Annotated in this window: 24 protein-coding genes and 1 rRNA gene; 17 read left to right on the top strand and 8 right to left on the bottom strand. The window is 43.5% G+C overall.

Annotation, left to right across the window (positions count from 1 at the left end; translation table 11 throughout):
• Nucleotides 1–32: 32 nt before the first annotated feature.
• The gene (locus tag ACY3ZI_RS00475; RefSeq protein ID WP_211887973.1) at nucleotides 33–2,132 is read right to left on the bottom strand and encodes an IgaA/UmoB family intracellular growth attenuator; all 2,100 of its coding nucleotides are present in this window, start codon (nucleotides 2,130–2,132) and stop codon (nucleotides 33–35) included.
• A gap of 277 nt (nucleotides 2,133–2,409) precedes the next feature.
• Between ACY3ZI_RS00475 and nudE the strand changes: the two genes are divergently transcribed.
• Entirely contained in the window at nucleotides 2,410–2,964 is a 555-nt protein-coding gene (nudE, locus tag ACY3ZI_RS00470; protein ID WP_132497187.1) for an ADP compounds hydrolase NudE, read from the top strand.
• A gap of 95 nt (nucleotides 2,965–3,059) precedes the next feature.
• Here the strand turns inward: nudE and mrcA are convergent, their stop codons facing one another.
• The gene (gene mrcA, locus ACY3ZI_RS00465; RefSeq protein ID WP_211887974.1) at nucleotides 3,060–5,600 is read right to left on the bottom strand and encodes a peptidoglycan glycosyltransferase/peptidoglycan DD-transpeptidase MrcA; all 2,541 of its coding nucleotides are present in this window, start codon (nucleotides 5,598–5,600) and stop codon (nucleotides 3,060–3,062) included.
• Between the two features lie 116 nt (nucleotides 5,601–5,716).
• On the opposite strand from mrcA, the gene pilM reads away from it, so the two are divergent.
• From pilM to trpS, 12 genes are all read left to right on the top strand, one after another.
• The gene (pilM, locus tag ACY3ZI_RS00460; protein WP_487375797.1) at nucleotides 5,717–6,142 is read left to right on the top strand and encodes a pilus assembly protein PilM; all 426 of its coding nucleotides are present in this window, start codon (nucleotides 5,717–5,719) and stop codon (nucleotides 6,140–6,142) included.
• A gap of 87 nt (nucleotides 6,143–6,229) precedes the next feature.
• On the top strand, nucleotides 6,230–6,562 hold the full coding sequence (locus ACY3ZI_RS00455) for a hypothetical protein (protein ID WP_487375796.1): 333 nt from the start codon (nucleotides 6,230–6,232) through the stop codon (nucleotides 6,560–6,562).
• Between the two features lies 1 nt (nucleotide 6,563).
• The gene (locus ACY3ZI_RS00450; RefSeq protein ID WP_487375795.1) at nucleotides 6,564–7,103 is read left to right on the top strand and encodes a PilN domain-containing protein; all 540 of its coding nucleotides are present in this window, start codon (nucleotides 6,564–6,566) and stop codon (nucleotides 7,101–7,103) included.
• Nucleotides 7,096–7,638, top strand: a complete 543-nt coding sequence (locus tag ACY3ZI_RS00445) for a hypothetical protein (RefSeq protein WP_487375794.1) — start codon at nucleotides 7,096–7,098, stop codon at nucleotides 7,636–7,638. Before ACY3ZI_RS00450 ends, ACY3ZI_RS00445 begins: the two co-directional genes overlap by 8 nt.
• A complete protein-coding gene (locus ACY3ZI_RS00440) occupies nucleotides 7,625–8,668 on the top strand; it encodes a transporter (protein ID WP_211887978.1) in 1,044 nt (347 codons plus the stop codon). Before ACY3ZI_RS00445 ends, ACY3ZI_RS00440 begins: the two co-directional genes overlap by 14 nt.
• Nucleotides 8,669–9,173: 505 nt before the next feature.
• Complete coding sequence (gene aroK, locus ACY3ZI_RS00435) at nucleotides 9,174–9,695, top strand: shikimate kinase AroK (RefSeq protein WP_036950109.1); 522 nt, start codon at nucleotides 9,174–9,176, stop codon at nucleotides 9,693–9,695.
• Nucleotides 9,696–9,735: 40 nt separating this feature from the next.
• The gene (gene aroB, locus ACY3ZI_RS00430; RefSeq protein ID WP_132497192.1) at nucleotides 9,736–10,824 is read left to right on the top strand and encodes a 3-dehydroquinate synthase; all 1,089 of its coding nucleotides are present in this window, start codon (nucleotides 9,736–9,738) and stop codon (nucleotides 10,822–10,824) included.
• A 284-nt stretch (nucleotides 10,825–11,108) separates the two neighbouring features.
• Nucleotides 11,109–12,038: an SPOR domain-containing protein gene (locus ACY3ZI_RS00425; protein WP_211887979.1), complete on the top strand. Its 930-nt coding sequence runs from the start codon at nucleotides 11,109–11,111 to the stop codon at nucleotides 12,036–12,038.
• A gap of 83 nt (nucleotides 12,039–12,121) precedes the next feature.
• Complete coding sequence (gene dam, locus ACY3ZI_RS00420) at nucleotides 12,122–12,958, top strand: adenine-specific DNA-methyltransferase (protein ID WP_211887980.1); 837 nt, start codon at nucleotides 12,122–12,124, stop codon at nucleotides 12,956–12,958.
• A gap of 36 nt (nucleotides 12,959–12,994) precedes the next feature.
• Nucleotides 12,995–13,669 (top strand): ribulose-phosphate 3-epimerase, encoded by a 675-nt coding sequence (gene rpe / locus ACY3ZI_RS00415; RefSeq protein ID WP_487375793.1) that lies wholly within the window; start codon nucleotides 12,995–12,997, stop codon nucleotides 13,667–13,669.
• Nucleotides 13,666–14,352 (top strand): phosphoglycolate phosphatase, encoded by a 687-nt coding sequence (locus tag ACY3ZI_RS00410; protein WP_487375792.1) that lies wholly within the window; start codon nucleotides 13,666–13,668, stop codon nucleotides 14,350–14,352. Before rpe ends, ACY3ZI_RS00410 begins: the two co-directional genes overlap by 4 nt.
• 80 nt (nucleotides 14,353–14,432) lie before the next feature.
• Complete coding sequence (trpS, locus tag ACY3ZI_RS00405) at nucleotides 14,433–15,476, top strand: tryptophan--tRNA ligase (RefSeq protein ID WP_487375791.1); 1,044 nt, start codon at nucleotides 14,433–14,435, stop codon at nucleotides 15,474–15,476.
• A gap of 76 nt (nucleotides 15,477–15,552) precedes the next feature.
• Here the strand turns inward: trpS and ACY3ZI_RS00400 are convergent, their stop codons facing one another.
• Entirely contained in the window at nucleotides 15,553–16,098 is a 546-nt protein-coding gene (locus tag ACY3ZI_RS00400; RefSeq protein ID WP_487375790.1) for a toxin-antitoxin system YwqK family antitoxin, read from the bottom strand.
• A gap of 296 nt (nucleotides 16,099–16,394) precedes the next feature.
• Between ACY3ZI_RS00400 and ACY3ZI_RS00395 the strand changes: the two genes are divergently transcribed.
• Nucleotides 16,395–17,273 carry a pirin family protein gene (locus ACY3ZI_RS00395; RefSeq protein WP_211887983.1) on the top strand — a complete coding sequence of 293 codons (879 nt, stop codon included), beginning with the start codon at nucleotides 16,395–16,397 and terminating at the stop codon, nucleotides 17,271–17,273.
• Nucleotides 17,274–17,305: 32 nt separating this feature from the next.
• Here the strand turns inward: ACY3ZI_RS00395 and ACY3ZI_RS00390 are convergent, their stop codons facing one another.
• The 3 genes from ACY3ZI_RS00390 to sodA all read right to left on the bottom strand — a co-directional run bounded on the left by ACY3ZI_RS00390 (nucleotide 17,306) and on the right by sodA (nucleotide 19,695).
• Nucleotides 17,306–18,211, bottom strand: coding sequence for a LysR substrate-binding domain-containing protein (locus ACY3ZI_RS00390; protein WP_036950127.1), 906 nt, complete (start codon nucleotides 18,209–18,211; stop codon nucleotides 17,306–17,308).
• A gap of 36 nt (nucleotides 18,212–18,247) precedes the next feature.
• Entirely contained in the window at nucleotides 18,248–18,928 is a 681-nt protein-coding gene (gene yiiM / locus ACY3ZI_RS00385) for a 6-hydroxyaminopurine reductase (RefSeq protein ID WP_108479683.1), read from the bottom strand.
• 140 nt (nucleotides 18,929–19,068) lie between these two features.
• Nucleotides 19,069–19,695 carry a superoxide dismutase [Mn] gene (gene sodA, locus ACY3ZI_RS00380; protein WP_487375789.1) on the bottom strand — a complete coding sequence of 209 codons (627 nt, stop codon included), beginning with the start codon at nucleotides 19,693–19,695 and terminating at the stop codon, nucleotides 19,069–19,071.
• 397 nt (nucleotides 19,696–20,092) lie between these two features.
• Between sodA and acs the strand changes: the two genes are divergently transcribed.
• The 3 genes from acs to actP all read left to right on the top strand — a co-directional run bounded on the left by acs (nucleotide 20,093) and on the right by actP (nucleotide 24,210).
• Complete coding sequence (gene acs / locus ACY3ZI_RS00375) at nucleotides 20,093–22,048, top strand: acetate--CoA ligase (RefSeq protein WP_487375788.1); 1,956 nt, start codon at nucleotides 20,093–20,095, stop codon at nucleotides 22,046–22,048.
• Nucleotides 22,049–22,252: 204 nt separating this feature from the next.
• Nucleotides 22,253–22,564, top strand: coding sequence for a DUF485 domain-containing protein (locus tag ACY3ZI_RS00370; protein WP_006663518.1), 312 nt, complete (start codon nucleotides 22,253–22,255; stop codon nucleotides 22,562–22,564).
• Complete coding sequence (actP, locus tag ACY3ZI_RS00365; protein ID WP_036950135.1) at nucleotides 22,561–24,210, top strand: cation/acetate symporter ActP; 1,650 nt, start codon at nucleotides 22,561–22,563, stop codon at nucleotides 24,208–24,210. The genes ACY3ZI_RS00370 and actP overlap by 4 nt, the downstream gene beginning before the upstream one ends.
• A 58-nt stretch (nucleotides 24,211–24,268) precedes the next feature.
• Here the strand turns inward: actP and ACY3ZI_RS00360 are convergent, their stop codons facing one another.
• Both ACY3ZI_RS00360 and rrf read right to left on the bottom strand, forming a co-directional pair.
• Nucleotides 24,269–24,697, bottom strand: coding sequence for a hypothetical protein (locus ACY3ZI_RS00360; RefSeq protein ID WP_211887986.1), 429 nt, complete (start codon nucleotides 24,695–24,697; stop codon nucleotides 24,269–24,271).
• Nucleotides 24,698–25,158: 461 nt separating this feature from the next.
• Nucleotides 25,159–25,274 (bottom strand): 5S ribosomal RNA (rrf, locus tag ACY3ZI_RS00355).
• Nucleotides 25,275–25,339: the final 65 nt, after the last annotated feature.

Below are 25,339 nucleotides of genomic sequence, written 5' to 3'. Positions count from 1 at the left end.
AAATGAGGCTCCATGGTCAGGGAAGGATAATACTATCTAGACTCGGAAGGATTATCTGCCTCATAGCATTTATCGTAATATTCAGTGATTTTACGCAAACGCCGTTTGTTATTCAAAACTCGAATAATAATTAATGTTCCATTTATCAAGGTACAAATGATTAAGAAGAAAACCAACATTGAACGGCAGACATATTCTGATAACACATCGTCATCCAAGCGTTCATGAACCACCACTTGCAATGTGCCATTGGCATCTGTCGAAATGTTCGTGATAACCCCTTCAACATCAAATGGGGTATTAATCAGAATGCTAGATAAGCGCTTTAACTCATACCATCGCTGAACTTGGTTCATTTCGCTCAGTGAACTTACTGGCATTATGTCTACCAGCGGGTGGTTTTCATCGCTGATCAACAATACCCCACCCGGTGGTGGACTATTGAGTTTACGAACTTCCTTCTCAAGTTCTTTCTTGATGAAATCATATGTGGTGTCTTCAACTAAGTTTTCCAAGGCATCAGCACTTCCTGCACGTAATAAAACATGCGCACCACTTAATTTTCCTGAAGACGCTTTATTTACCAACCCCGGCCAATCATCCACACTACCACCCAAGTTAGACAATGCGCTTTTGAGTTTAATGCAATGATCTTGTTGATCACACAATGCGTTGGTTTTTAATACGATTTCTGAAAAATCGAAAATAATATTCATTCCCGATTTCATGATTTCACGCTGTAATCTTGGGTTAATTCCTGGGGCGTCTTTATCTGGATGTAATTGATTTTTTATGCTATTCAATAAATCGATTGCTCGATTCACAATCTCGGATTGTGGCTCAGTAATCAGGTTAATATTATTCCAATACACACCCGAACAATCGAAAGGCACAAACAACGCTTGGTTGGCATCGTTCAAATTAGGTGGGCGATAACACATCCCCATTCCCTTCGCTGATAATGTATCTCCAACTCTAATTTTACGCGCTGTTAAATCTGAAGGGTCAACAACACTGACTTTTTTCGCACCTTCAATCCACGCAAAACCTAATTTTACTGGCAAACTAATCGATTGATAAGAAAACACCATCGCCAAAACGAGCAATGCACTGAAAAACATCAGCACATTCTTTTTAAATCGTTTATAGGGGTAATAGCGTTCCTCTTCATGAACTGAGAGATATCGACCATACCGTAGCACTTCTCCCGTCGAATAGAGGTCAATATTCGTAGGATGGTTTAGCTCATATTTTAGGTAAGGGAGCCAATAGGTGGGGTAGTGCAAATCTACGCCCCCTATCGAAATGGTGGATGAGTATTTTTTATCTAACTCTCCGTACAATTCCCAGCGTTTGGCTTGCCCATAAATACATTGCACATCTTGATAGGGTCTAGGAAAAAGACGTAAACGGAATAATAAAAACATTCCGAGGATAAAAACCACCGCAGCTAATGTCAGCCCCCATCCTTGAAAAATGGGAATAGAAACAATCGTCAGATAGCCGATAAAAAAACTGAGGCTCACCACAATCGCCCCTAACCACCCGGAAGAATTATGGAGTCGATGCTCCTCTTTACTTTCCTTACGCATCTTCAGCAATTGAATGGTGTTCGGTTCACCTTCATGGATATCAGCCTCAGGTTGAGTCCTAGGCTCCTCTGAAGGGACTTCCCATTCATAGCTAAATTCCTTCAATGAGTGACCATTGAGAGCCACAATTAAAGGCAGATGATCCGTTTCTACAATTTCCATGGCATTTTGTCGTTGTAAGAACGGTTCTAGTTGAGAAGGTAACTGAACTTCAATCGTATCAATAAAATAGCGCCAACCCTGCCCTTGCTCCTGACGCAAATTAAATCGCGTAATCGCATTACAGATAGTGGCAACAGTGGCATTTTTTCGTATTTGCCATACAGCTTGGGAAGGCGAATGAAGGTTTTTAGATGCACTGTGATTAAGATACTGGGTGATAGTCTGGAAATCAGACTCAATCATTTTTTTAAACGCGGGTGTTGCTAGAGAGGGTATTTGATAGACACTAGAACGCCGTCCCCGCCGGAAGAACAGAACGGAAACCATTATAATTAGGCTAGCTATTATCAGAGCCAGTATAATGACGGTGTTTAGCATTTTTTTCTCAACAGAATTGTCTACTTAAAAAGCATAGCAACGTAATGCTATTCACTATATAAGCCAATTCCTATTCTCTTTCAGTTTTTGTTTTATTTTACAATATGTTGTAAATAAAATGTTTTACTTATTAATCAGTGCGATTTTCATAAGTAGATTATACTAACAGCATTTTCTCCACCCTATAATCTCTATCATTTTTTTTTGATATGCGTCATAGTTAAAGACAATGTATGCTTGCCCTCATGGATCCCATTCACCTGATTCGGAAATCGTTATGACAGAGTTAAAAAAACCAAAAATCCTGAATATTCAAGATGTTGCTCAATCTAAACTATTCAGTATCCAATCTGTTGACCTCGAATTTAGTAATGGCGAAAAACGTGTTTATGAAAGAATGCGCCCCGCAAAGCGTGAAGCAGTTCTTATCGTCCCCATCATTGATGATCACCTGATTTTGATCCGTGAATACGCCGTGGGTATCGAAAACTATGAGCTAGGCTTCCCTAAAGGAGCCGTAGACCCAGGAGAAGCCCCTCTTGAGGCAGCTCAGCGAGAACTCAAAGAAGAAATCGGTTATGGGGCTCGCCAAATTACCCCTTTGGCAAAACTCACCATGTCCCCATCTTACTTTTCCAGCAAGATGAACATACTTATAGCTAACGACCTATTTAGCGAAAAACTTGAGGGGGATGAGCCAGAACCGCTCCAACAAGTCAAATGGCCGATTGCACGTATGATGGAGCTCCTCGACCACCCTGACTTCAATGAAGCCCGCAATATTAGCGCGTTGTTTTATGTGGAACGTTACTTAAAAAATAACGCGAAATAACGCCACTCGATATTCAATCTATCCAATACCCTAAATAAGTACACCCCATGCCAAACGGCGATGGGGTGCAGTTTATTTACACTCAAAACAGCTCATTAGAATAGCTCTTGGCTGGCTCCATTTTCCGTTGAAATGGTCGTTCCAACCTCTTGTACCGCGCGCTCTTTCGGCTCAGTTCCTTCGATAAAGTATTCACTACGAGAAGGTCCACCGGATGAGAGTTTACCTGTACGGGTATCGATAGAGACTGAAATAATTCCTTTTGGTGGTTGCATAGTTTTCACTGGAACGCCGTCAAGGGCGGCTTTCATAAAGTCATCCCAAATCGGCTGAGCACTCTTCGCACCTGCTTCACCACCGCTTATTCCTGTACGGCCTAATGTACGCTTGTTATCATCAAAGCCAATCCATGCTGAGGCAACAATATCAGGGCCATAACCGGAGAACCACGCATCTTTCGAGCTATTCGTGGTTCCTGTTTTCCCGCCAATGTCACGACGACCGCCCAGATCACGACCCGCACGCCAACCGGTACCTGACCAACCTGGCTCGCCATAAATATTTGTCACCATCGCATCGCGAATTAAGAACGCCAGCGGTGTGCTAATAACATGCGGGGCATATTGGTCTTCAGGGCTCTGCTGTTCTGCGGTTGTAGACAGTGCCATTGTTGGCTCTTGTTCCACCACATTATTATTCGATTGAGTCACTTCCTCTGTTGCATCTTCGCCTTCAGAGTCACTCAGCGCAATCGTACGCGCCGTATCCCCATAAATGACCGGAATATTTGTACACTCAGGGCATGCAATTTTTGGTTTCGCTTCGAAAATCACTTCATCGCTGTGATTCTCAATCTTCAAAATATAGTAAGGATCAACAAGGTATCCCCCGTTCACCATCACGGCGTAACCACGCACCATTTGCATTGGGGTAAATGATGGAGCACCCAGCGCCAACGCTTCTGTACGGTTAATATTCTCTTTCGGGAAACCAAAACGCGTTAAATAATCCGCTGCATAATCCACACCCATGGCGCGCATCGCACGCACCATCACCACGTTTTTCGACTGACCTAAACCTTGACGTAAACGGATAGGACCATCATAGCGCGGTGGTGAGTTCTTCGGACGCCAGTCTGAACCAGCTCCCGCATCCCAACGGCTAATCGGCACATCATTGAGTAATGACGATAACGTTAAGCCTTTATCCATCGCAGCCGTGTACAAGAATGGCTTAATATTTGAGCCCACTTGGCGCAATGATTGCGTCACGCGGTTAAATTCACTCATATTAAAATCAAAACCACCCACAAGGGCTATCACTGCACCATCATTCGGATTCAATGCAACAAATGCTGCGTTGACATCAGGGACTTGGGCTAACCACCAGCTATCTTTAACCTGACGAACCCAAATCTGCTCACCGGGCTGCACAACTTTATTCACGGCAGATGGCGTACCACCTTGCTGAGTATCTGAAATAAATTTACGCGCCCAGCGCACACCCGCCATCGTAATTTGGATGTCCGAGCCATCCGCCAGCATCACTTTCGCATCGCTGCTACTCGCAGACGTGACAACGGCTGGAACCAATGAACCATAGTTTGGTAATTTTTTCAGTTTCTCAACGATTTGTTCTTTATCCCATGCGGCTTGGCTACCGCTCCATAACACTTCTGCAGGACCGCGATAACCATGGCGAATATCGTAATCTATCAAATTATTACGTACGGCTTCGGTCGCCGCTAACTGGTCTTTACGCACAACCGTGGTGTACACCTTATAACCATCGGTATAGGCATCTTCACCGTATTTTTCATACATCGTTTGGCGTGCCATTTCCGCTAAATAAGGCGCAGAAAAATCCACTTTTGGTGCGTGATAAGAAGCGACAATTTTTTCACTTTTCGCTTGCTCGTACTGATCTTGCGTGATGTATTTTTCTTCTAACATCCGCATTAATACGACGTTACGGCGGTTAACCGCACGGTCATAAGAGTAAAGCGGGTTGAATGTTGATGGCGCTTTCGGTAAGCCGGCAATCATTGCCATTTCACTTAGCGTTAACTCATTGACTGTTTTACCAAAATAAACATAAGCGGCTGCACCCACACCATAAGCACGGTTACCTAAATAAATTTTATTCAGGTACAGCTCCATAATTTCATCTTTGGTAAATAACTGTTCGATACGAATCGCCAAAAATGCCTCTTTTGCTTTACGCATCAAGGTTTTTTCTGGACTTAAATAGAAGTTTCTCGCCAGCTGCTGAGTAATGGTACTCGCCCCTTGCGATGCATGACCCGATGAAGCCATCACAGTCACAGCACGGAAAATACCAATTGGATCAATACCATGGTGCTCATAGAAGCGGCTATCTTCTGTTGCAATAAAGGCATGCACTAACATTGGAGGAATGTCAGTTAATGGCAATGGAATACGGCGCTTTTCACCATATTGGGCGATCAGTTCATTATCTGCACTGAATACCTGCATTGGCGTTTGCAGACGAATGTCTTTCATTGTTGCGACATCAGGCAGCTCACCTTCGACATATTTGTACATGCCATAAATCGAGGCGCTTCCCAAAAAAATGCAACAGAAAACCAGAATTAAAAAATATTTTACGAACTTCACCGAAGAATTCCCATATGCAACTGACAGGCGGGTTTAGATATCACTGCTGCATAGTATAAAGCTTATACAGCACAATAGAAAACGTAATTTAATTGTTAATGATAAGGATATTATGTATGTATTCACCAAAATGGCACATCGGAATTGAGCTATCTCAGCACCACATTCAGTTAGTTGCAGCAAAAAAACATCGCAAACTCTGGTCGTTATGTGAATGTTGGCAACAAGCGCTACCTTTTGACAGCGCATCACATACCCTTGATGAACACCGCGTAATTTTACGCAATATTTTGCGACAATGGCGTCAGAAATTACCTAAAAACTGCTCTGTTTCTATCGCATTACCCTCACTAAGGTCGCTCCAAAAACAGGTCACTCTTCCCAACCAAATGAGCTTGCAACAACCCGAGCTAAGTTGGTATTTACAAGCGCAAGTTGACCAACTTTTTCCCATGCAAGCCCAAGAGCTTGCTGTAGATTATCGGATCATTGGGCAACAAGTTTACTTCAATGCCGCACGCCAATCTGATATTACCTTCTAGCAAGATTTATTACTGGAGAGTGGTTATCACCTACTAGCTGTAGATATTGCCCCCATCGCACTGCGTTACCTTGCTCGACATGCTCAGTTGCCTAACGAATGTTGGCTTGTTTACTATCGCCAAAACGAATGGTTCTGGTCAGGGCCTATCAGCCAACCTGCAAGTTATAGTCATATTCAAAGCGATAACCCGACCCAAGATAATCAATCAGTACACATTAACCAAATTCAATCCTTATTAACGGACGATCCTGAAGCCTTAAAATTACCGATTTACTGCATTAGTGACCACGATATTCAAGGCGTAGAGTATCGATGGGATTTACTGCAAGCTTTTCATCAATACCCCATCAAATTACCCCGCCAATTGGGGAGTTTTGTGATTGCCGCAGGGCTGGCCCTGCGTCATGGGGATCTTTAATATGTATCAGGTTAACTTCCTACCATGGCGAACCGATAAGCTCACTCGCCAGCGACGCTATTTTTTAATGGTGACGGGGCTCAGCTGTATTTTTGTTATCGTTATCTTTGGTTATTTAATCAGTTTGCTTCTAGAGGATATATCGCAAGCCCACTTATACCTTGCGGCTCAACAGAAACATCAACAGCACATTGAACAGCTAAAAACACAATTACAAGCGCAGCAACAACAGCTAGAAAAATTCACATTTCAGCAAAATCAGCGTCAATCCTATGCGCAACATAACCATGCCTTACTCAGCCTATTAAGGTCGCTATCCAATCTCACGCCACCTAAAAGTTGGCTATCCACCTTTCAGCTACGTGAAGGGCGTTTAGAAATCAAAGCACTCAGTTATCGCTTTCAAGACCTGAATTTGCTGTTAACTCAATTTAGCCAAACACCTCAGGTCGATAACGTGCAACTGCGCACGTTACGGCGGGTTGCTACCGTTAACCAACTACACCTTATTGCCGATTATCGAGGTGTCATTGATGAATAACCACTTTGCCGCTTTTTGGTATCGCCCCCTTTGGCAGCAATATCTAACGATACCGCTGATTTTGGTGGTGGGCATTGCCGCTAGCTATACCTTCATTTGGCAAGACAAGCGAAATCAATGGGCAGATTTACAACAAAACAGCTCTGCCTTGCACCTACAAAACCAAGCCAGTAGCCAATTTTTCGCCCAAAATCCGACTCGCGTTTGGCTAGAACAGGAACTCGCTTCGTTCCCTTCTAATGAGGAAACGCCCTTAGACCCTCATTTCTTTGTTCTTCACTTACAGCAGCTGCTTGCGAATAACAATATTGTCTTAAATCAGCTTCAGCCATCGGATCCGTTGAATTCTCATTACCAACTTGAGATCCAAGGGAAATTTAAGGATCTCCTCGAATTTATGCAATCACTCACCCATACGCTCCCACAGCAACATTGGCAATTTTCTGATGTCATTTTGACTACCAAAAACCAGCAACTGACCGCCAATTTATCGCTCACATTTATCAAGGATGAACAACCTAATAAGCAACACTAATTTTTTCGTTCCCATATTAATGTTAATGCTATGCAGTGCTTTCTTCGGGTATGCCCAAACACCCCGAGACCCTTTTGAACCCATATCCCCAACAGAAGAAGATACCCAGCTCTTAGACACCATCATTCCACCTAAAGCACCGGAAATAATTCTCACTGAAAAAATTTTTCCATTAGTCTCTATCGGCGCTCAAACTGTTCATCAACAGATCACGGAGCCTGACATGCGCCTCCTATCCGATAAAGGCATAGCCCACTTTGATGCCACCACCAACAGTTTGATCATTACGGACACCAAAGAACGCTTGGCATTAATTGAAACATGGCTTGTTCAAAAAGATATTCCCCAGCAGCAAGTACAAATCACTGCCCACATCATCAGCAGTTCACGCACCGCTTTACAAGCGTTAGGTTTAGAGTGGGGAATGCTAGGTGAGTCAGCAACTGATGGGCACCATAGCCGCTATAACCGTTACAGCAGCCAATCAGGACAGATGGCATTAAATGTATTACGGCTCGGAGAAGGCTTACTTGAAATGAAGCTTAACGCACTAGAAAAAGAAAATTTATTGTCAATTATTGCGAGCCCCCGTTTGGTGGCATCCCATAAACAGCCCGCCAGCATCCAACAAGGCAGCGAAATTCCCTATGTCACTACCTCCGATAAGAAAAGCCACGTTCAATTTAAAGATGCGGTGTTAGGTATGGAAGTTACGCCAACCATTGCCCGAGATGACAGAGTCGAAATGATATTAAAAATCAGCCATAACTCCCCAGATACCGCTCTCACCGTCAATCCAAACCAACATCTTGCCATCAACAAACAAGAAATTGCGACGTCAGTGACTATCAAAAATAATAACACCCTAATATTGGGTGGTATTTTTCAACAGAAGCAAGAAAAAACGGATTCAGGTATCCCATTTCTTTCACAAATCCCACTATTAGGAAGTTTATTTATCAATAAGACACAACACGTTGATAAGCGTGTTTTACTGGTATTTATTACACCAAAACTTATTAAGATTTAGCGTAAAAAATAACGCCTATACATTCAATTAGTTGAATGTTTAATTCCTCAAAGTACCGTGGAATTATTACTTTTTGTGCCATAAACATACCGGATAAATTTGACGCTGAGGTCGTTTTAGCATACAAGGTTATCCATTGAGTGTTCTAACTATCGGTAGATGAAAGAACAAACTATCAGCCGCTTATAAAATAGCTACAGAAATTTTGCTTTATAATTAACAGCTTCCATTCATTTAGTGGAATAAACAACCTGTTAATAAGCTCGCTAAACAGTGCATTATGTAATGTAGACGGCTCAAATATATAGAAACCCGCAACGAAGAATATGGCACTTTGTTTTCTAAGTGCCATATTTATATAGTTGCAATTCAGGTTGATGTATTGAGATAATTTTCTTATCTGATCTCACATCATCACTTATGAGGTTTCAGTTTAGGTCCCGCCGCTAATTCGATTGGCGGGGCGGGTGATCATTAACGAATAATCGTAGTAATACCAAAAAACATGGCAGAGAAACGCAATATCTTTCTGGTTGGACCAATGGGAGCCGGAAAAAGCACTATTGGTCGTCAGTTAGCTCAACAGCTTAATATGGAGTTCTTTGACTCCGATCACGAGATTGAAAAACGCACTGGCGCAGATGTAGGTTGGGTATTCGACCTAGAAGGTGAAGAAGGCTTTCGCGATCGCGAAGAGAAAGTCATCAATGAACTCACTGAAAAGCAAGGCATTGTCTTAGCGACAGGTGGTGGCTCTGTTAAATCTAAAGAGACACGTAACCGCTTGTCCGCTCGTGGGGTTGTCGTGTATCTCGAAACCACCATTGAGAAGCAATTATCCCGCACACAACGCGATAAAAAACGTCCTCTTTTACAGGTGGATGAGCCTGCTCGCGAAGTTTTAGAAAAATTAGCCGATGAACGCAATCCTATGTATGAAGAGATAGCGGATATAACAATTCATACTGATGAGCAAAGCGCAAAAGTTGTTGCCAATCAAATCATTGAAATGTTAGAAAAAAACTAATTTTTATACATCAGAAGTCATGAATTCAAGGTAAAGCAAGATGGAAAAAGTCACTGTTACTCTGGATGAACGCAGTTATCCAATCAATATTGCACCTGGTTTGTACCAAGGAAAGGATGCATTTTGGCCACTAACTGCGGGTCAGCGAGCAATGATAGTGACTAACGAAACTCTCGCTCCGCTTTACCTACATAAGATTCAAGCCGTTCTTGAAGCCTCAGGTGTCAAAGTCGATTCCATCGTCTTACCTGATGGCGAGCAGTACAAATCTTTATTCATCATGAATGATGTTTTTACGGCATTACTCGAAAAGCACCATAACCGTGACACAACCCTCATCGCCCTTGGTGGGGGAGTAATTGGTGACTTAACTGGATTCGCAGCAGCTAGCTATCAACGTGGCGTACGCTTTATTCAAGTTCCTACTACATTACTCTCCCAAGTGGACTCTTCGGTTGGTGGAAAAACCGCCGTTAACCACCCATTGGGGAAAAATATGATTGGGGCATTTTATCAACCGGCATCCGTCGTGATTGACCTCGATTGTTTAAAAACCTTACCTAAGCGCGAACTCTCTTCTGGCCTGGCTGAAGTTATTAAATACGGCATCATTCTTGATGGTGAATTTTTTAGCTGGTTGGAAAAAAATATCGATGCCTTAATGGCATTAGATAACCAAGCCATGGCGTACTGCATTCGCCGTTGTTGCGAACTGAAAGCGCAAGTGGTCGCTGCCGATGAAAAAGAAACCAGCGGGCTACGTGCACTATTAAATTTAGGGCATACCTTTGGTCATGCTATCGAAGCTGAAATGGGCTACGGCGTATGGCTCCATGGAGAAGCTGTTGCTGCTGGTATGGTGATGGCGGCAAAAACCGCTGAGCTGATTGGCCAATTTACCCCAGAACAAACAGAACGCATCATCGCCCTTTTAAAACGCGCCGAGCTACCTGTTACTGGTCCTGCAAAAATGCAACCTGATGACTATTTACCTCACATGATGCGAGATAAAAAAGTCATGGGAGGCAAATTGCATCTTATCCTTCCAACCACTATCGGCAGTTCAGAAATGCGTTCCGATGTGGATGCCTCAACAGTCATTGCCGCTATTTCGGCTTGTATGCCATAAATCATTACTGAACTAAGTAAAAATCATTAATTGGCTCCTGAATATTTTCAGGGGTTTTAAAATGTTACTGGCAGATATCAACTAAAGCCGTTAAATTATACGCACGCCTAGCACCTATAACGAGTAACGAAGTAAGGTGGTCGCAATCTCATTGAAATTGGAATGAAATTGCTAAACAATCTATTCTTTAAAAGTGAGCAGAAGCAATTGCTTAGTCGTGAACAGGTCGTAATGATAAGAGACATTTTATCTCTATACAGGCGAACTAATTTCGGGAGAGGAAAATGGACGAATTTAAACCAGACAATCAGCCTCAAGTGCAGAATGATTTAAGGCCTGATACATCAGATAGACCAACCGGACGTGCGCGTCCTGCTGCGGCAGCTAAGCCAAAAATTGCGTTATCACGTCAACACATCATGATCGGTGTCGGCGTTTTAGTGCTGCTTCTGCTGATCATTGCAATCAGTTCCGCATTAAAAGCACCAACAGAACATGAGAAATTACAAAATGATAGCGCTAATCAGCGTAATATCGATTTATCAGGTTCTTCATCACTGACCAACTCAGATACTCAATCCACAACGCAACCTCAAACAGGTCAAGCGCAAGAGTTAAATGGTCAGCAAATTAACCCAATGCCAACTCAAGCAGACACTCAGACTCAACAAAATGGTCTTGGTGAACGCATTGAAATTCCGGGTGATGTTGCCGACGCTCTCAACCAAGGTCAAAGCCTGCCGTCTGAAAGCACCACTACGCCACCACAAAATGTGACACCGTTGACGCCACCACAAGTCAAACCTGTGGAAAAACAGCCAACAGTTAAACCTGTCACCCCAGAAAAAACGCAACCAAAAGCGACTAAGCCTGTTGAACAAAAACAACCTGCTCAGCCAAAAACAACCACTAAGCCAGCAACTAGCACAAGCCAAAGTGGTAGTACCGTTGCAGCACCCTCTGGAAGCTATACATTGCAGTTAAGTAGCGCAAGTCGTTCAGATACACTGGAAGCTTTCGCAAAAGAGAATAAACTTGCTAACTATCAAGTGTATAAAACCATTCGTAATGGCCAAACTTGGTATGTATTGATCCACGGAAATTACAGCTCAGTGAGCGAAGCAAAAAGTGCAATTGCGACCTTACCTGCCGCAGTACAAGCGAAAAAACCGTGGGTGCGTAATATGAAACAAGTTAAACAGGATCAAAAATAACAACGTTTTTCCCCGGGCGCATAATGTTGTCCTGAAAGAGCCGCCAAGTGGCGGCTTTTAAACGATTGTAATAATAAGACGGCATGAAAAAAAAACGCGCTTTTTTAAAATGGGCTGGGGGTAAATACCCGCTTGTGGACGAGATCAAAAAGTATCTTCCACAAGGAGATTGCTTAATAGAACCTTTTGTTGGTGCAGGATCGGTGTTTTTAAATACCAACTACGATTCGTACGTACTTGCGGATATTAACAGCGATCTTATCAACCTCTACAACACGGTTAAATATCGCTCTGATGCTTTCATCGAAGAAGCTCAGCAACTGTTCACACCTGAATTTAATACCTCTGAGCAGTATTATTTAATGCGCCAAGCATTTAACAAATCAGATGACCCTGCTAAACGTAGCATTCTCTTTTTGTATCTTAACCGCCACTGTTATAACGGATTATGCCGCTATAACCTAAGTGGTGAATTCAATGTGCCTTTCGGACGCTACAAGAAACCCTATTTTCCGAGAGACGAATTACTGTGGTTTGCTGAAAAAGCCCAGAAAGCGACCTTTGTGACGCAATCTTACAGCAAAACATTACTCGATGCGCAGAATGGCTCAGTCATCTATTGCGATCCGCCTTATGCTCCGCTGTCTGAGACCGCTAACTTTACGGCCTATCACACCAATGCCTTTAGTGCGCAAGAACAGCAGAACCTGGCTTTTTTGGCACATAAGTTGTCATCTGAGCGCAAGATCCCAGTTCTTATCTCAAATCATGAGACCCCGGTGACTCGAGAGTGGTATTATCAAGCACAGTTACATATCGTAAAAGTGCGTCGCACCATTAGTAGAAATATTTTGAACCGTGCCAAAGTCAACGAGCTTTTGGCTTTATATGCGGGAGCGGGAGCATCTAAAAAATCATAGGTGCTGTCAGATAACGACGAATAATCGGAGACAATTATGAAAGATTTTCTCATTGCCCCATCTATTTTATCTGCTGACTTTGCACGTTTAGGCGAAGATACCGCCAAAGTTCTTGCTGCGGGCGCAGACATTGTCCATTTCGACGTGATGGACAACCACTATGTACCGAACCTCACGTTCGGTGCACCAATCTGTAAAGCCCTGCGCAATTACGGTATCACCGCCCCGATTGATGTTCACTTAATGGTTAAACCGGTCGATCGCATTATTCCAGATTTCGCTAAAGCGGGTGCGACTCACATCAGTTTCCACCCAGAAACCAGCGAGCACATCGATAGAACTTTACAACTCATCAAAGAGAATGGTTGTACCGCAGGTCTGGTATTTAACCCAGCAACCCCGCTTAGCTATCTCGATTATGTGATGGATAAAGTTGATATGATCCTACTGATGTCCGTTAACCCAGGATTCGGCGGTCAATCTTTTATCCCACAAACCCTGAACAAATTGCGCCAAGTTCGTAAATTAATTGACGAAAGTGGTTATGATATTCGTTTAGAAGTCGATGGTGGCGTGAAGGTCAATAACATTGCAGAAATTGCCGCAGCAGGTGCAGACACCTTCGTTGCAGGCTCCGCGATTTTTGATCAGCCTGATTACAAAAAAGTCATCGATGAAATGCGCCAAGAATTGAAAAAGGTATCTCAATGACATATGCGGTTTTAGAGAGTATTAAAGCGATTGCGTTTGATTTGGATGGAACCCTTGTTGACAGTGCCGGCGGTTTAGCCGACGCCATCGACAAAACCCTTGAAGAGCTAAACCTACCACCAGCAGGCAAAGAGCGTATCTCCATCTGGGTAGGTAACGGCGCGGATATGCTCGTAGAGCGTGCGCTAGAATGGGCGGGTATGACGGTCACGCCAGAGCTGAAAAAGCAAGCTCGTATCCGCTTCGATGAGCATTATGCGACGACCGTTAATACTGGTAGCCAGCTGTTCCCTGAGGTCAAAGAGACCCTCGCAACCATTGCGAAACACAACTTGCCTATGGCGATTGTGACCAACAAACCAACCCCATTTGTGGCGCCATTACTGGAAAAGCTGGGCATCGATAGCTACTTTTCATTAGTACTTGGTGGCGATGATGTAGTAAAAACTAAACCGCACCCAGCGCCACTCTATTTAACAATGGGTCAGTTCGGTTTACGCAAAGAAGAATTGCTTTTTGTCGGCGATTCCCGTAATGATATTATCGCAGCCCACAATGCAGGCTGCCCAAGCGTAGGGTTAACCTACGGCTACAACTATGGTGAATCAATCGCAATTACCGAGCCCGACTACGTGTTAAGCCACTTTTCTGAGCTACTCTCCGTTATTGATTTATCAAAATAAAATCCCCAATAATTCGAGTCACCAACGGTGTGGCTCGAAACTTAACAGGGTATAAAAATACTACAAGGACATACAAAGAAATGAGTACACCCACTGAAAAATCTAAACAAACCCAGAAACCTATTGTATTCAGCGGCGCACAGCCTTCCGGTGAATTAACCATCGGTAACTACATGGGTGCGTTACGTCAGTGGGTTAAGATGCAAGATGATTATGATTGCATCTACTGTATCGTTGACCAACACGCTATCACCGTTCGCCAAGACCCTGTTGAACTACGTAAAAGAACCCTTGATACATTAGCGCTCTACTTAGCTTGCGGTATTGATCCGAAGAAAAGCACCATTTTTGTTCAGTCACATGTGCCACAACATGCACAACTGAGCTGGGCACTAAACTGCTACACCTATTTCGGTGAACTGAGCCGCATGACCCAGTTCAAAGACAAATCTGCTCGCCACTCAGAAAACATCAACGCCGGTCTGTTTGACTATCCAGTTCTGATGGCTGCCGATATTCTGGTTTACCAAACTAACCAAGTTCCTGTGGGTATTGACCAGAAACAACATCTTGAACTGAGCCGCGATATTGCTCAGCGCTTCAATGCCATTTACGGAGATATTTTCACCGTACCAGAGCCATTTATCCCAACTGATGGCGGCGCACGCGTAATGGCATTACAAGAGCCAACCAAGAAGATGTCTAAGTCTGATGACAACCGCAATAACGTGATTGCGCTGCTAGAAGACCCGAAATCCGTTGTGAAGAAAATCAAACGTGCAATGACCGACTCTGAAGAGCCACCACGTATTTGCTACGATGTTGAAAATAAAGCGGGTGTTTCTAACCTGCTAGATATTCTTGCTGGCGTGACAGGCAAAAGCGTGAAAACGCTGGAAGCCGAGTTTGAAGGCCAAATGTACGGTCATCTGAAAGGCGCGGTTGCTGAAGCAGTTTCTGAGATGTTGACTAACTTACAAGCTCGTTACTATGAGTTCCGCAATAATGAAGCGCTGCTGAACCAAATTATGGATGAAGGTGCGACCAAAGCAGCGGCTCGCGCTCAAGAAACCTTAGACAAGGTTTACGATGCAATCGGCTTTGTAAAACGTCCACAGCTGTAATCTTAATCCGCTATTTAATAGCAAAAAGCCAATTAACTCTCACTGTTAATTGGCTTTTATTTTATCTGTAGTCCACTTACTTCGCGGTGTATAACTTACCGTCTTTAATCAGACCCTGCTTTAATAGCTCGCCATCCTGTCCGCGCTCTTCAAGAACACCTTCCGCGACCCCATTAACAAAACTCGTTTTAAGATGCAGATTATTCTTTGGCGTGTCGTAATAGGATTTATAATCGCCGTTGAGTCGGTCATTGCTATATCCCATCTCGGTATCTAAATTCCCATTAGGATGGTAAGACTTAATGACGCCATCCACTTTGCAATTTTTTATAGGAATAAACATTTTTGGCTGACCATTTTTATAATAAACCGTGATGCTCTTATCTAAGCAGTTATTTTTCACCCACGATTTAAACTGAATGGCACCATTTCCATAACGCTCGATATAGTCCCCGTCAGGTGCCCCTTCAGGAATGTTCAGCTCTGGCATTCTCAAGCTTTCTAGCTCTTTAAACTCATCTAACTGGATGCCATTGTTGTCATACTGAGGTGCTGGCTGAGAAAGGCAGCCAGACAACATGAAGGCAACGGAAAATGCCATAGCGATATTAATAGTTTTCATAACAATCCTTTTAACTGAATCACAGGTTTACTCGGAGATATCATACCTATTTAGTATTCCTGATCGTTCATGTTTAAAATGAATAAATGAAGAGGAACGCTCCGATTTTGGCTAACCCGAAGCATACTAGAAACCTACATTCAACTCATTCCACAATGGTTTGATTGTTCTATTTTCAGAACAATCAAACCTATTTTTGCCTCTACTCACCCTGCTTTGTCTCTTCTATTATTGGTTCATCGAAACGATTAGTGCATAAAACTGATCAGTTTATAAAACCAGTTTGGAGTCACACCATGAAAAAGATTATTGGTATTTATCAATCCCCACGTAGCCACTGGGTTGGTGATGGTTTCCCTGTTCGCTCCATGTTTAGTTATAGCAACCACGGGAAATACCTGAACCCATTCTTACTGTTGGACAGAGCGGGGCCACACCCATTCCCAGCATCAGAAGGGGATAATCGTGGGGTTGGCGAGCATCCACATAAAGGCTTTGAAACCGTCACCATCGTGTATGACGGCGAAGTGGCTCACCACGACTCTACCGGAGAAGGTGGGGTTATCGGACCGGGTGATGTGCAGTGGATGACAGCGGCATCAGGAATACTTCATCAAGAATATCAGTCTGATAACTTTATGAAAAATGGCGGTACTTTGGACATGGTGCAACTGTGGGTCAACTTGCCCGCCAAAGATAAACTGGCAGCGCCGGGTTACCAATTGCTGACTCGCGATGCTATCCCAACCATTAGCTTGCCGAATGAGGCGGGAACACTGCGGGTCATAGCGGGCGACTATCTAGGCAACACAGGCGCCGCACGCACATTTACCGCCCTTGATGTTTGGGATCTGCGTCTGAATAAAGGAAAAGTCGTGGGATTACCAACTAAGACTGGTCGCAATGTTGGGCTAGTGATGTTGAAAGGCAGCCTATTTGTGGATGGCCATACCGCATTGAATGAAGGTGAGTTGATGATCCTTGATGCTACTGATAGCAATGTGCTGTTAGAAGCCACCACCGATGAGGCTTTAGTGCTGCTGCTCAGCGGTGATCCTATCGATGAGCCAGTGGTGGGATATGGCCCATTTGTCATGAATACGAGCCAAGAAATCAACGAAGCCGTAAATGATTTTAATAGCGGTAAATTTGGTCGGATCCCGAATGCCAGCTAACCATAAAGTCCTCTGAATTTTTTCAGGGGACTTTATTTTTTCCCTGCCGCCATATTCTCAGCCAAATAAGTGAGAAATAACTGAACTGCGGGTAACAACCCTTTACGGGAAGGGTACACGGCATGAATGATATCTTCTGGAAATTGCCAATCTGGCAACACTTCCACCAATTCACCACTTTTTAACTCATTTTCTACCACACCTCGGGGTATACGGGCGATCCCTAGCCCTCTTACCGCAGCACGGTATAACGTTAAAATATCGGTGGTGGCTAGCTTGGGAGTGACATGCACAGTTACACTCAGCTCATCACTGTTTTTTAAAGATAGAGTGTAACGCTGTGAATGCTCCGTATTGGCAAGAACTGGGTAATCCACCAGCTGTTCAGGGGTTGATGGTTCCCCTTTTTCACGGAATACGCTTGGATTTGCAACTAATATCCGCCGAGAATACCCCAACACTTTCATCATCATTCCAGAATCATCCAGGGGTAATGAACGTACGCGTAATGCCAAATCCAACCCTTCACTGATCACATCGACGGGGCGGTTAACTGCCAGAATTTGCACATCGATATCAGGGTATTTTTCCATAAAATCAATCAGTAAATCCTGCAAATAGACTTGTAATAAAGTAACGGGGCAAGAGAGCTTAATAGTACCTTTGGGATGTGTTTGTACTGAGCAAATCAGTTCATGGGCGATATCCGCTTCTTCCACGACATTCTTACATTGCTGATAAAAAACTTGTCCAATATCAGTGACATGAAATTGCCGTGTTGATCGATAAATCAGTGAGACATTTAGTTTTTGCTCTAAGTCGGCAATACGACGACTGAGTTTTGATTTTGGGATCCCAAGCGCCGCACCTGCTTGAGAAAAACCACCATGTTCAACGACTTTAACGAAATAATAGAGGTCATTTAAATCGTACTGCATGCTGTTTTCCTCAATCCTAATGACAGTGATAAACCATCAGCCGCGTCGACCAAATAAACGGTGGCTAAACTCTTCAATTTTATGATGCTCTAACCTATTTTGCATCGTCAGGCTCCAACTCGCCGATAGCCCCGCCGCAGACAATAATCGACGATACAACTCTTCATCATACGGCGCATGGAAAGCTATCATAATCGCTTCTTGCATAGAGACATCACTATTACGGCTCAAGAGTTTAAGTGGGGTATCCACACCGACACTACCGCCTTTAATGACTCGATATAACCAACCACAGCGACCTTCGTCCTGCATCACTTGAGCAAAATTTTCCACTCCCGTTAACCCATTGAGTTTATAACAAGGGGAACGCGGTTGAGTGACTTGAATACGTGCGTCACCCCAAGCATAAATATCACCGATAAAAACGTTTTCTTCGGTCATTCCTTGAGTTGACAGGTTTTCACCAAAAGCGGAAGGAAGGAATAAATCCTCTAATTGCGGGTATCGTTGTCGCCAAAATTCATAATGTTCTTGCGGGTAATGACATAACGCTCTATCAGGCCCACCGTGAAAACGCGTTTCTGCTTGTTCATCCCCTTCAATGCCTAAGCTGTTTAAAGTTAATACCCCATCCACTGCTCGCTTATGAATAGCGCTAACTCCACAATGGGCAGTGCTTTGAATGGTACCAATAAAAACTTGAGGATGTATTTTCACCGTTTTGCTCCCGATAACCCCGCCAGAAAGAGTTTTCATCATAAAGAATGACCATAGAGATAACAACGTTATACCGACGGTAAAAACAAAAAACGCGGCTCCTAAGAACCGCGCTTATGAAAAAATCAGTTTGCAAAAAATTACTTGGTTTTTTCTGAGAAGCGTTTTGCTGCTTCATCCCAGTTCACAACTGACCAGAAAGCTTTGATGTAGTCAGGGCGACGGTTTTGATATTTCAGGTAGTAAGCGTGCTCCCAAACATCTAAACCAAGGATTGGGTAACCTGAAGCGCCGGAAATTGCTTCACCCATTAATGGGCTGTCTTGGTTTGCAGTAGAAACCACAGCCAGTTTGCCATCGGCTTTTAATACCAGCCATGCCCAACCAGAACCAAAACGGGAAGCTGCAGCTTTTTCGAACAGATCTTTAAAGGCATCAACGCTACCAAAGTCACGCTCAATGGCGGCTTTCAGTTCGCCTTGCAGTTCAGTACCTAATTTTAATCCTTTCCAGAACAGACTATGGTTTGAGTGGCCACCCGCGTTGTTACGAACAAAAGTACGTTGATCTGCTGGGATTTGGTCTAATTTTTGGATTAACATATCAATATCTAACCCCGCCAGTTCAGGCAGTTTTTCTAAGGCAGTATTGGTGTTATTCACGTAGGTTTGGTGGTGCTTGGTGTGATGGATTTCCATGGTTTGTTTATCAAAATGAGGTTCCAGCGCATCGTAAGCATAAGGTAAAGCAGGTAATGTGTAACTCATATTGTTTGTCTCCAGTGACTTATCTTTCTACCTCACAGACTGAATTAGGATTTCAGTAACTGCGTGTTTTTAACCACGCACCCATTATAGTTATTTTAGTGTTAATGAAAATCATTATCATATCCATGTGAATTCTGTGGATTTTTCCAACAACTATCATCAATAGATTATTCAGTAACTAATACCACTATAATTCGCCTTTGTTTTTCTTTAATTCTAATGTTAGTTATATTTTTGAATTTTTATTTCAATCATGGATTTAGCATCAAATGATCATACTGCAAATCCCATTACTATTAATACGTGATCTTCCGCTCAAAAGAAAAACAAAATAACCATCCATACTTCAGTTAACTGTTTTTTGACATACTATTAACATCTGCAAGGAGATAATAATATGACACAAATAACTAAACATCCCGTTCCTGCTAATATTGCTAAAAATGCCCTGATAAACGAACAACAGTATAACGATGAGTACCAACTCTCGATTCAAGACCCCGAAGGATTTTGGGGCGAAAAAGGGAAAATCGTTGATTGGATTAAACCTTACACTCGAGTTAAGAACACCTCATTCGACCCAGGACACGTCAATATCCGCTGGTTCGAAGATGGCACCTTAAACCTGAGCGCTAACTGTTTAGACCGTCACCTAGCCACTCGTGGCGACCAAACCGCTATCATCTGGGAAGGTGATGACCCAACCCAATCAAAAAATATCACTTACCGTGAGCTGCACCATGATGTGTGCCAGTTCGCAAACGTTCTTAAGAAGCAAGGCATCCGCAAAGGGGATGTCGTCGCTATCTATATGCCAATGGTGGTTGAAGCCGCTGTCGCGATGCTGGCATGTGCGCGTATCGGTGCTATCCATACCGTCATCTTTGCGGGATTCTCCCCTGAGGCTGTCTCTGGGCGCGTTATTGACTGTAAAGCCAAGCTTATCATCACCTCAGATGAAGGCTTGCGTGCAGGTCGCGCTATTCCACTGAAAAAGAACGTGGACGATGCACTGCAAAACCCACAAGTCACTACCGTCGCGAATGTGATTGTTTATCGCCGTACAGGTAATGCACCAAGCTGGGTTGAAGGCCGTGACCTTTGGTGGCACGACGTTATCCAAGGCGTAAGCGCAGATTGCCCACCGGAAGAGATTAATGCAGAAGATCCGCTGTTTATTCTCTACACTTCCGGCTCCACAGGTAAACCTAAAGGGGTTCTCCACACCACGGGCGGTTATCTGGTTTATGCAACGCTGACATTCAAATACACCTTTGATTATCATGAAAATGAAGTCTACTGGTGTACGGCGGATGTGGGCTGGGTAACGGGTCATAGCTATCTGCTTTATGGACCGTTATCTAATGGTGCAAAAACCTTAATGTTCGAAGGTGTGCCAAATTATCCAGCGGTTAACCGCATGGCTCAAGTCGTTGATAAGCACCAAGTCAATATCCTATATACCGCACCAACTGCTATTCGTGCACTGATGGCGGAAGGTGATAAAGCGATTGAAGGTACCCAGCGCGATTCTCTACGTATTTTGGGATCGGTCGGTGAGCCAATCAACCCAGAAGCGTGGGAATGGTTCTACAAGAAAATGGGGAACAGCCGCTGCCCAGTGGTTGATACATGGTGGCAAACGGAAACCGGTGGTTTCATGATCACACCACTGCCGGGTGCAACGATGTTAAAACCAGGTTCAGCAACACTGCCATTCTTTGGCGTTCGCCCTGCATTGGTTGATAACCTTGGTGAGCCGCTCGATGGCTCAACGGAAGGTAACTTAGTCATTGTGGATTCTTGGCCGGGTCAAGCTCGTACCCTGTTTGGAGACCATGAACGTTTCGAACAAACCTATTTCTCCACCTTTAAAGGAATGTACTTTAGTGGTGATGGTGCGCGTCGTGATGAAGATGGCTATTACTGGATCACCGGTCGTGTTGATGACGTCCTGAATATTTCAGGTCACCGTTTAGGGACAGCAGAAATTGAATCTGCCCTCGTTTCACATCCGAAGGTTGCTGAAGCTGCTGTCGTGGGTATTCCTCATAGCATCAAAGGGCAGGCAATCTATGCCTATGTCACGTTGATTTCTGGCGAGGAACCATCCCCAGAGTTGTACACTGAAGTGCGTAATTGGGTTCGTAAAGAAATTGGTCCGATTGCCACGCCAGACGTTTTGCATTGGACAGATTCTTTACCGAAAACGCGTTCCGGTAAGATTATGCGCCGTATCCTACGAAAAATTGCATCAGGTGATACCAGTAATTTTGGAGATACTTCCACACTGGCAGATCCAGGTGTTGTCGAAAAACTGCTCGAAGAAAAACAGTCAATGAGTATCTCGTAGCTATATAAATAGTTGTGTAGATAGCTCATGGCACTACAGGTCGCCTTCGGGCGACCTAAAATTAATACTCAGCATCACTCAATCAGCAGAAAATAGAGTCTGACCGAATACCCAGTTAATTCCTTGGGTAGCCATGTGTCGCCCTAAAATCCGCCTTTGAGCTATCAGAGTATGCCAATAATACAATAACAGAGGAGAACTCTGATGAATGCTACTGCTTACGAAAAGGTCGAGGCGAACCCTCTCTTTCAAGAATTAGTGAGAAAACGTAGTCGCTTTTCATGGTTGTTATCTGCAATAACGTTAGTTCTGTATGTTGGTTTTATCTTTCTTATCGCGTTTGATCCAAGCTGGCTAGGAACCCCAATAACTGAAGGTTCCTATATCACCCGCGGTATTCCTGTAGGCGTTGGGCTGATTGTGATCTCGTTTATCTTAACGGGTTTATATGTCATCCGTGCTAACAGTGAATTTGACCGCTTAACCGCCGAAATCTTAAAAGAGGTAGAAAAATGAAAGTCTTGCTCTCACTTATTCTGTTTTTTACCTCGTCAATGGCGTTCGCTGATGCCCTGACAGGCGATGTTGAGCGTCAACCTGTCAATATTCAAGCCATTGTGATGTTCTTGCTGTTTGTGGGTTTTACGCTTTATATCACTTACTGGGCTTCAAAAAGAACTCGCTCTCGCTCTGATTACTATACTGCCGGCGGAAAAATTACGGGTTTCCAAAATGGAATGGCAATTGCGGGTGACTTTATGTCCGCAGCTTCATTCTTAGGGATCTCGGCTCTGGTTTATACTTCGGGATACGATGGGCTTATCTATTCCATCGGCTTCTTAATTGGCTGGCCAATTATTCTGTTCTTAATTGCCGAGCGCTTACGAAATTTAGGTCGCTATACTTTCGCGGATGTCGCGTCATATCGATTACAACAAAGACCTATCCGCATTCTGTCTGCAATGGGCTCCTTAGTGGTTGTGGCACTGTATCTAATCGCTCAGATGGTTGGGGCAGGAAAGCTGATAGAGCTGTTATTTGGGCTTAACTATCATATTGCTGTCGTGATTGTTGGGATATTGATGGTGCTGTATGTGCTATTCGGTGGGATGCTCGCAACCACATGGGTACAGATCATCAAAGCCATTTTGTTACTCGCAGGCGCAACCTTTATGGCTGTTATGGTCATGAAACATGTCGGCTTCAACTTCAATACGTTATTTAAAGAAGCCGTTGAAGTACATAAAAATGGTATCGCCATTATGAGCCCCGGAGGACTGGTTTCCGACCCAATATCCGCCTTGTCTCTTGGATTGGCCTTGATGTTTGGTACAGCAGGTTTACCTCACATCATTATGCGCTTCTTCACCGTTAGCGATGCAAAAGAAGCCCGTAAGAGCGTGTTCTACGCGACTGGATTTATCGGTTACTTCTACATCCTGACATTTATCATCGGTTTCGGGGCTATCGTTCTGGTTAGCTCAAACCCTGACTTTAAAGATGCAGCTGGCGCCTTAATCGGTGGTACCAACATGGCAGCGGTACACCTCGCCGATGCTGTAGGTGGAAACTTCTTCCTTGGGTTTATCTCTGCGGTTGCTTTCGCCACCATTCTCGCGGTTGTTGCTGGTTTAACGTTGGCGGGTGCGTCTGCGGTTTCCCACGACCTGTATGCGATGGCGATTAAAAATGGTAAAGCCGATGAACGCGATGAATTGCGCGTATCAAAAATTACCGTGGTGATCCTCGGTTTTGTAGCGATTGGTTTAGGAATTTTGTTCGAGAAACAAAATATTGCCTTCATGGTGGGCTTAGCCTTCTCTATTGCGGCAAGCTGTAACTTCCCAATCATCCTACTATCAATGTATTGGAGCAAGTTAACCACGCGAGGTGCTCTTGCAGGTGGTTGGTTAGGCTTGATTACAGCGGTTGTTCTGATGATTTTAGGCCCAACAATCTGGGTGACTATTCTGCATCATGAAAAACCGATTTACCCTTATGAATACCCAGCATTCTTCTCGTTGATTGTCGCGTTTACGGCATCTTGGCTATTCTCAGTCACCGATAATTCAGAGAGAGGCAAAATGGAAAGAGCTCGCTTTAAAGAGCAGTTTGTACGCTCGCAGATTGGCCTAGGTATTGAACAAGGCAAATCTCACTAAACTCACCGATAGAAACAAAAAAGCGACTCAAATGAGTCGCTTTTTTTAATGCTTAGACTTAATTGGCGTAAGCGCGTTTTTCTATTGCTAGCCAATCTTCCACTAAAGAGTAAAAGCTTTGAGGGTTACTTTGTTTTTCAGCCAGTAACGTTTGATATTCCACTTTATCTTTAGGGGTATAACGCGAAAGCAATTGCTCCAACATAGGGCGTTTATCAACAAACTTAGCCCCGATTCTAAAGCTTTTATATAAACCAGCGGCAATCCCAATACTAAGAACAACCACTGAAACAATTGCCATGGCATTGTTCTCTAACCCAAGGTGATTTTTCACCATCACGAGTAAAGAGAAGGGCACAAAAAACATCACTAACAGTGAAAGGATAATGGCGCCATCTTGTCCATTGTTAAATTCATTCTCTTGCTGTTTATTCACAGAAATAATCTGCTCAAAAATCTGGCTATTGTTACTTTTCATTTTATTCATATAACCCACCTATTTGATGAATGCTCATCTTCTTTCAGCTAAATTTAACAATTCAACATCTTAATTGGTTAAAAATAACCATTTTTAATAGTATACGAATAATAAAATTAAACATCAATTTAACAATACTTACCTATTATATTTTACATTAGAGTGGTTATGAGAAGGTATGGAGTAAAAACTAGAGACGGAATAATGTGTTAGATGCTTAAATGATAATCAATTAATTTCTATGAGCGATTATTAATTTTAATCAATCATAAGAATAGTGATTTTTATGGCTGGTTTTTTTATAGCTAGAATACCAAGTAGAAACGACTTTTCGTTGGATCACTGCGGTTCTGATCATCAGATGGAGATATTCTTTGAGTAAGAACAACCCAGTATAGGGACTTCTTGCAATTTTCAGTACCTCAAACGCAAAAAAGCCACCCAATGGGTGGCTTCTCGGCTAATTTAATGTCTGGCAGTTCCCTACTCTCACATGGGGAGACCCCACACTACCATCGGCGCTACGGCGTTTCACTGCTGAGTTCGGCATGGGGTCAGGTGGGACCACCGCGCTATTGCCGCCAGACAAATTCTGTTTATTCCCGTTTAAGTCTTTACCTAAACCAGAACATCAATCCTGAACAAGCTGTG

This window comes from Providencia sp. LY12, from assembly GCF_057621555.1.
This window is presented reverse-complemented; position numbering and strand designations above follow the sequence as displayed.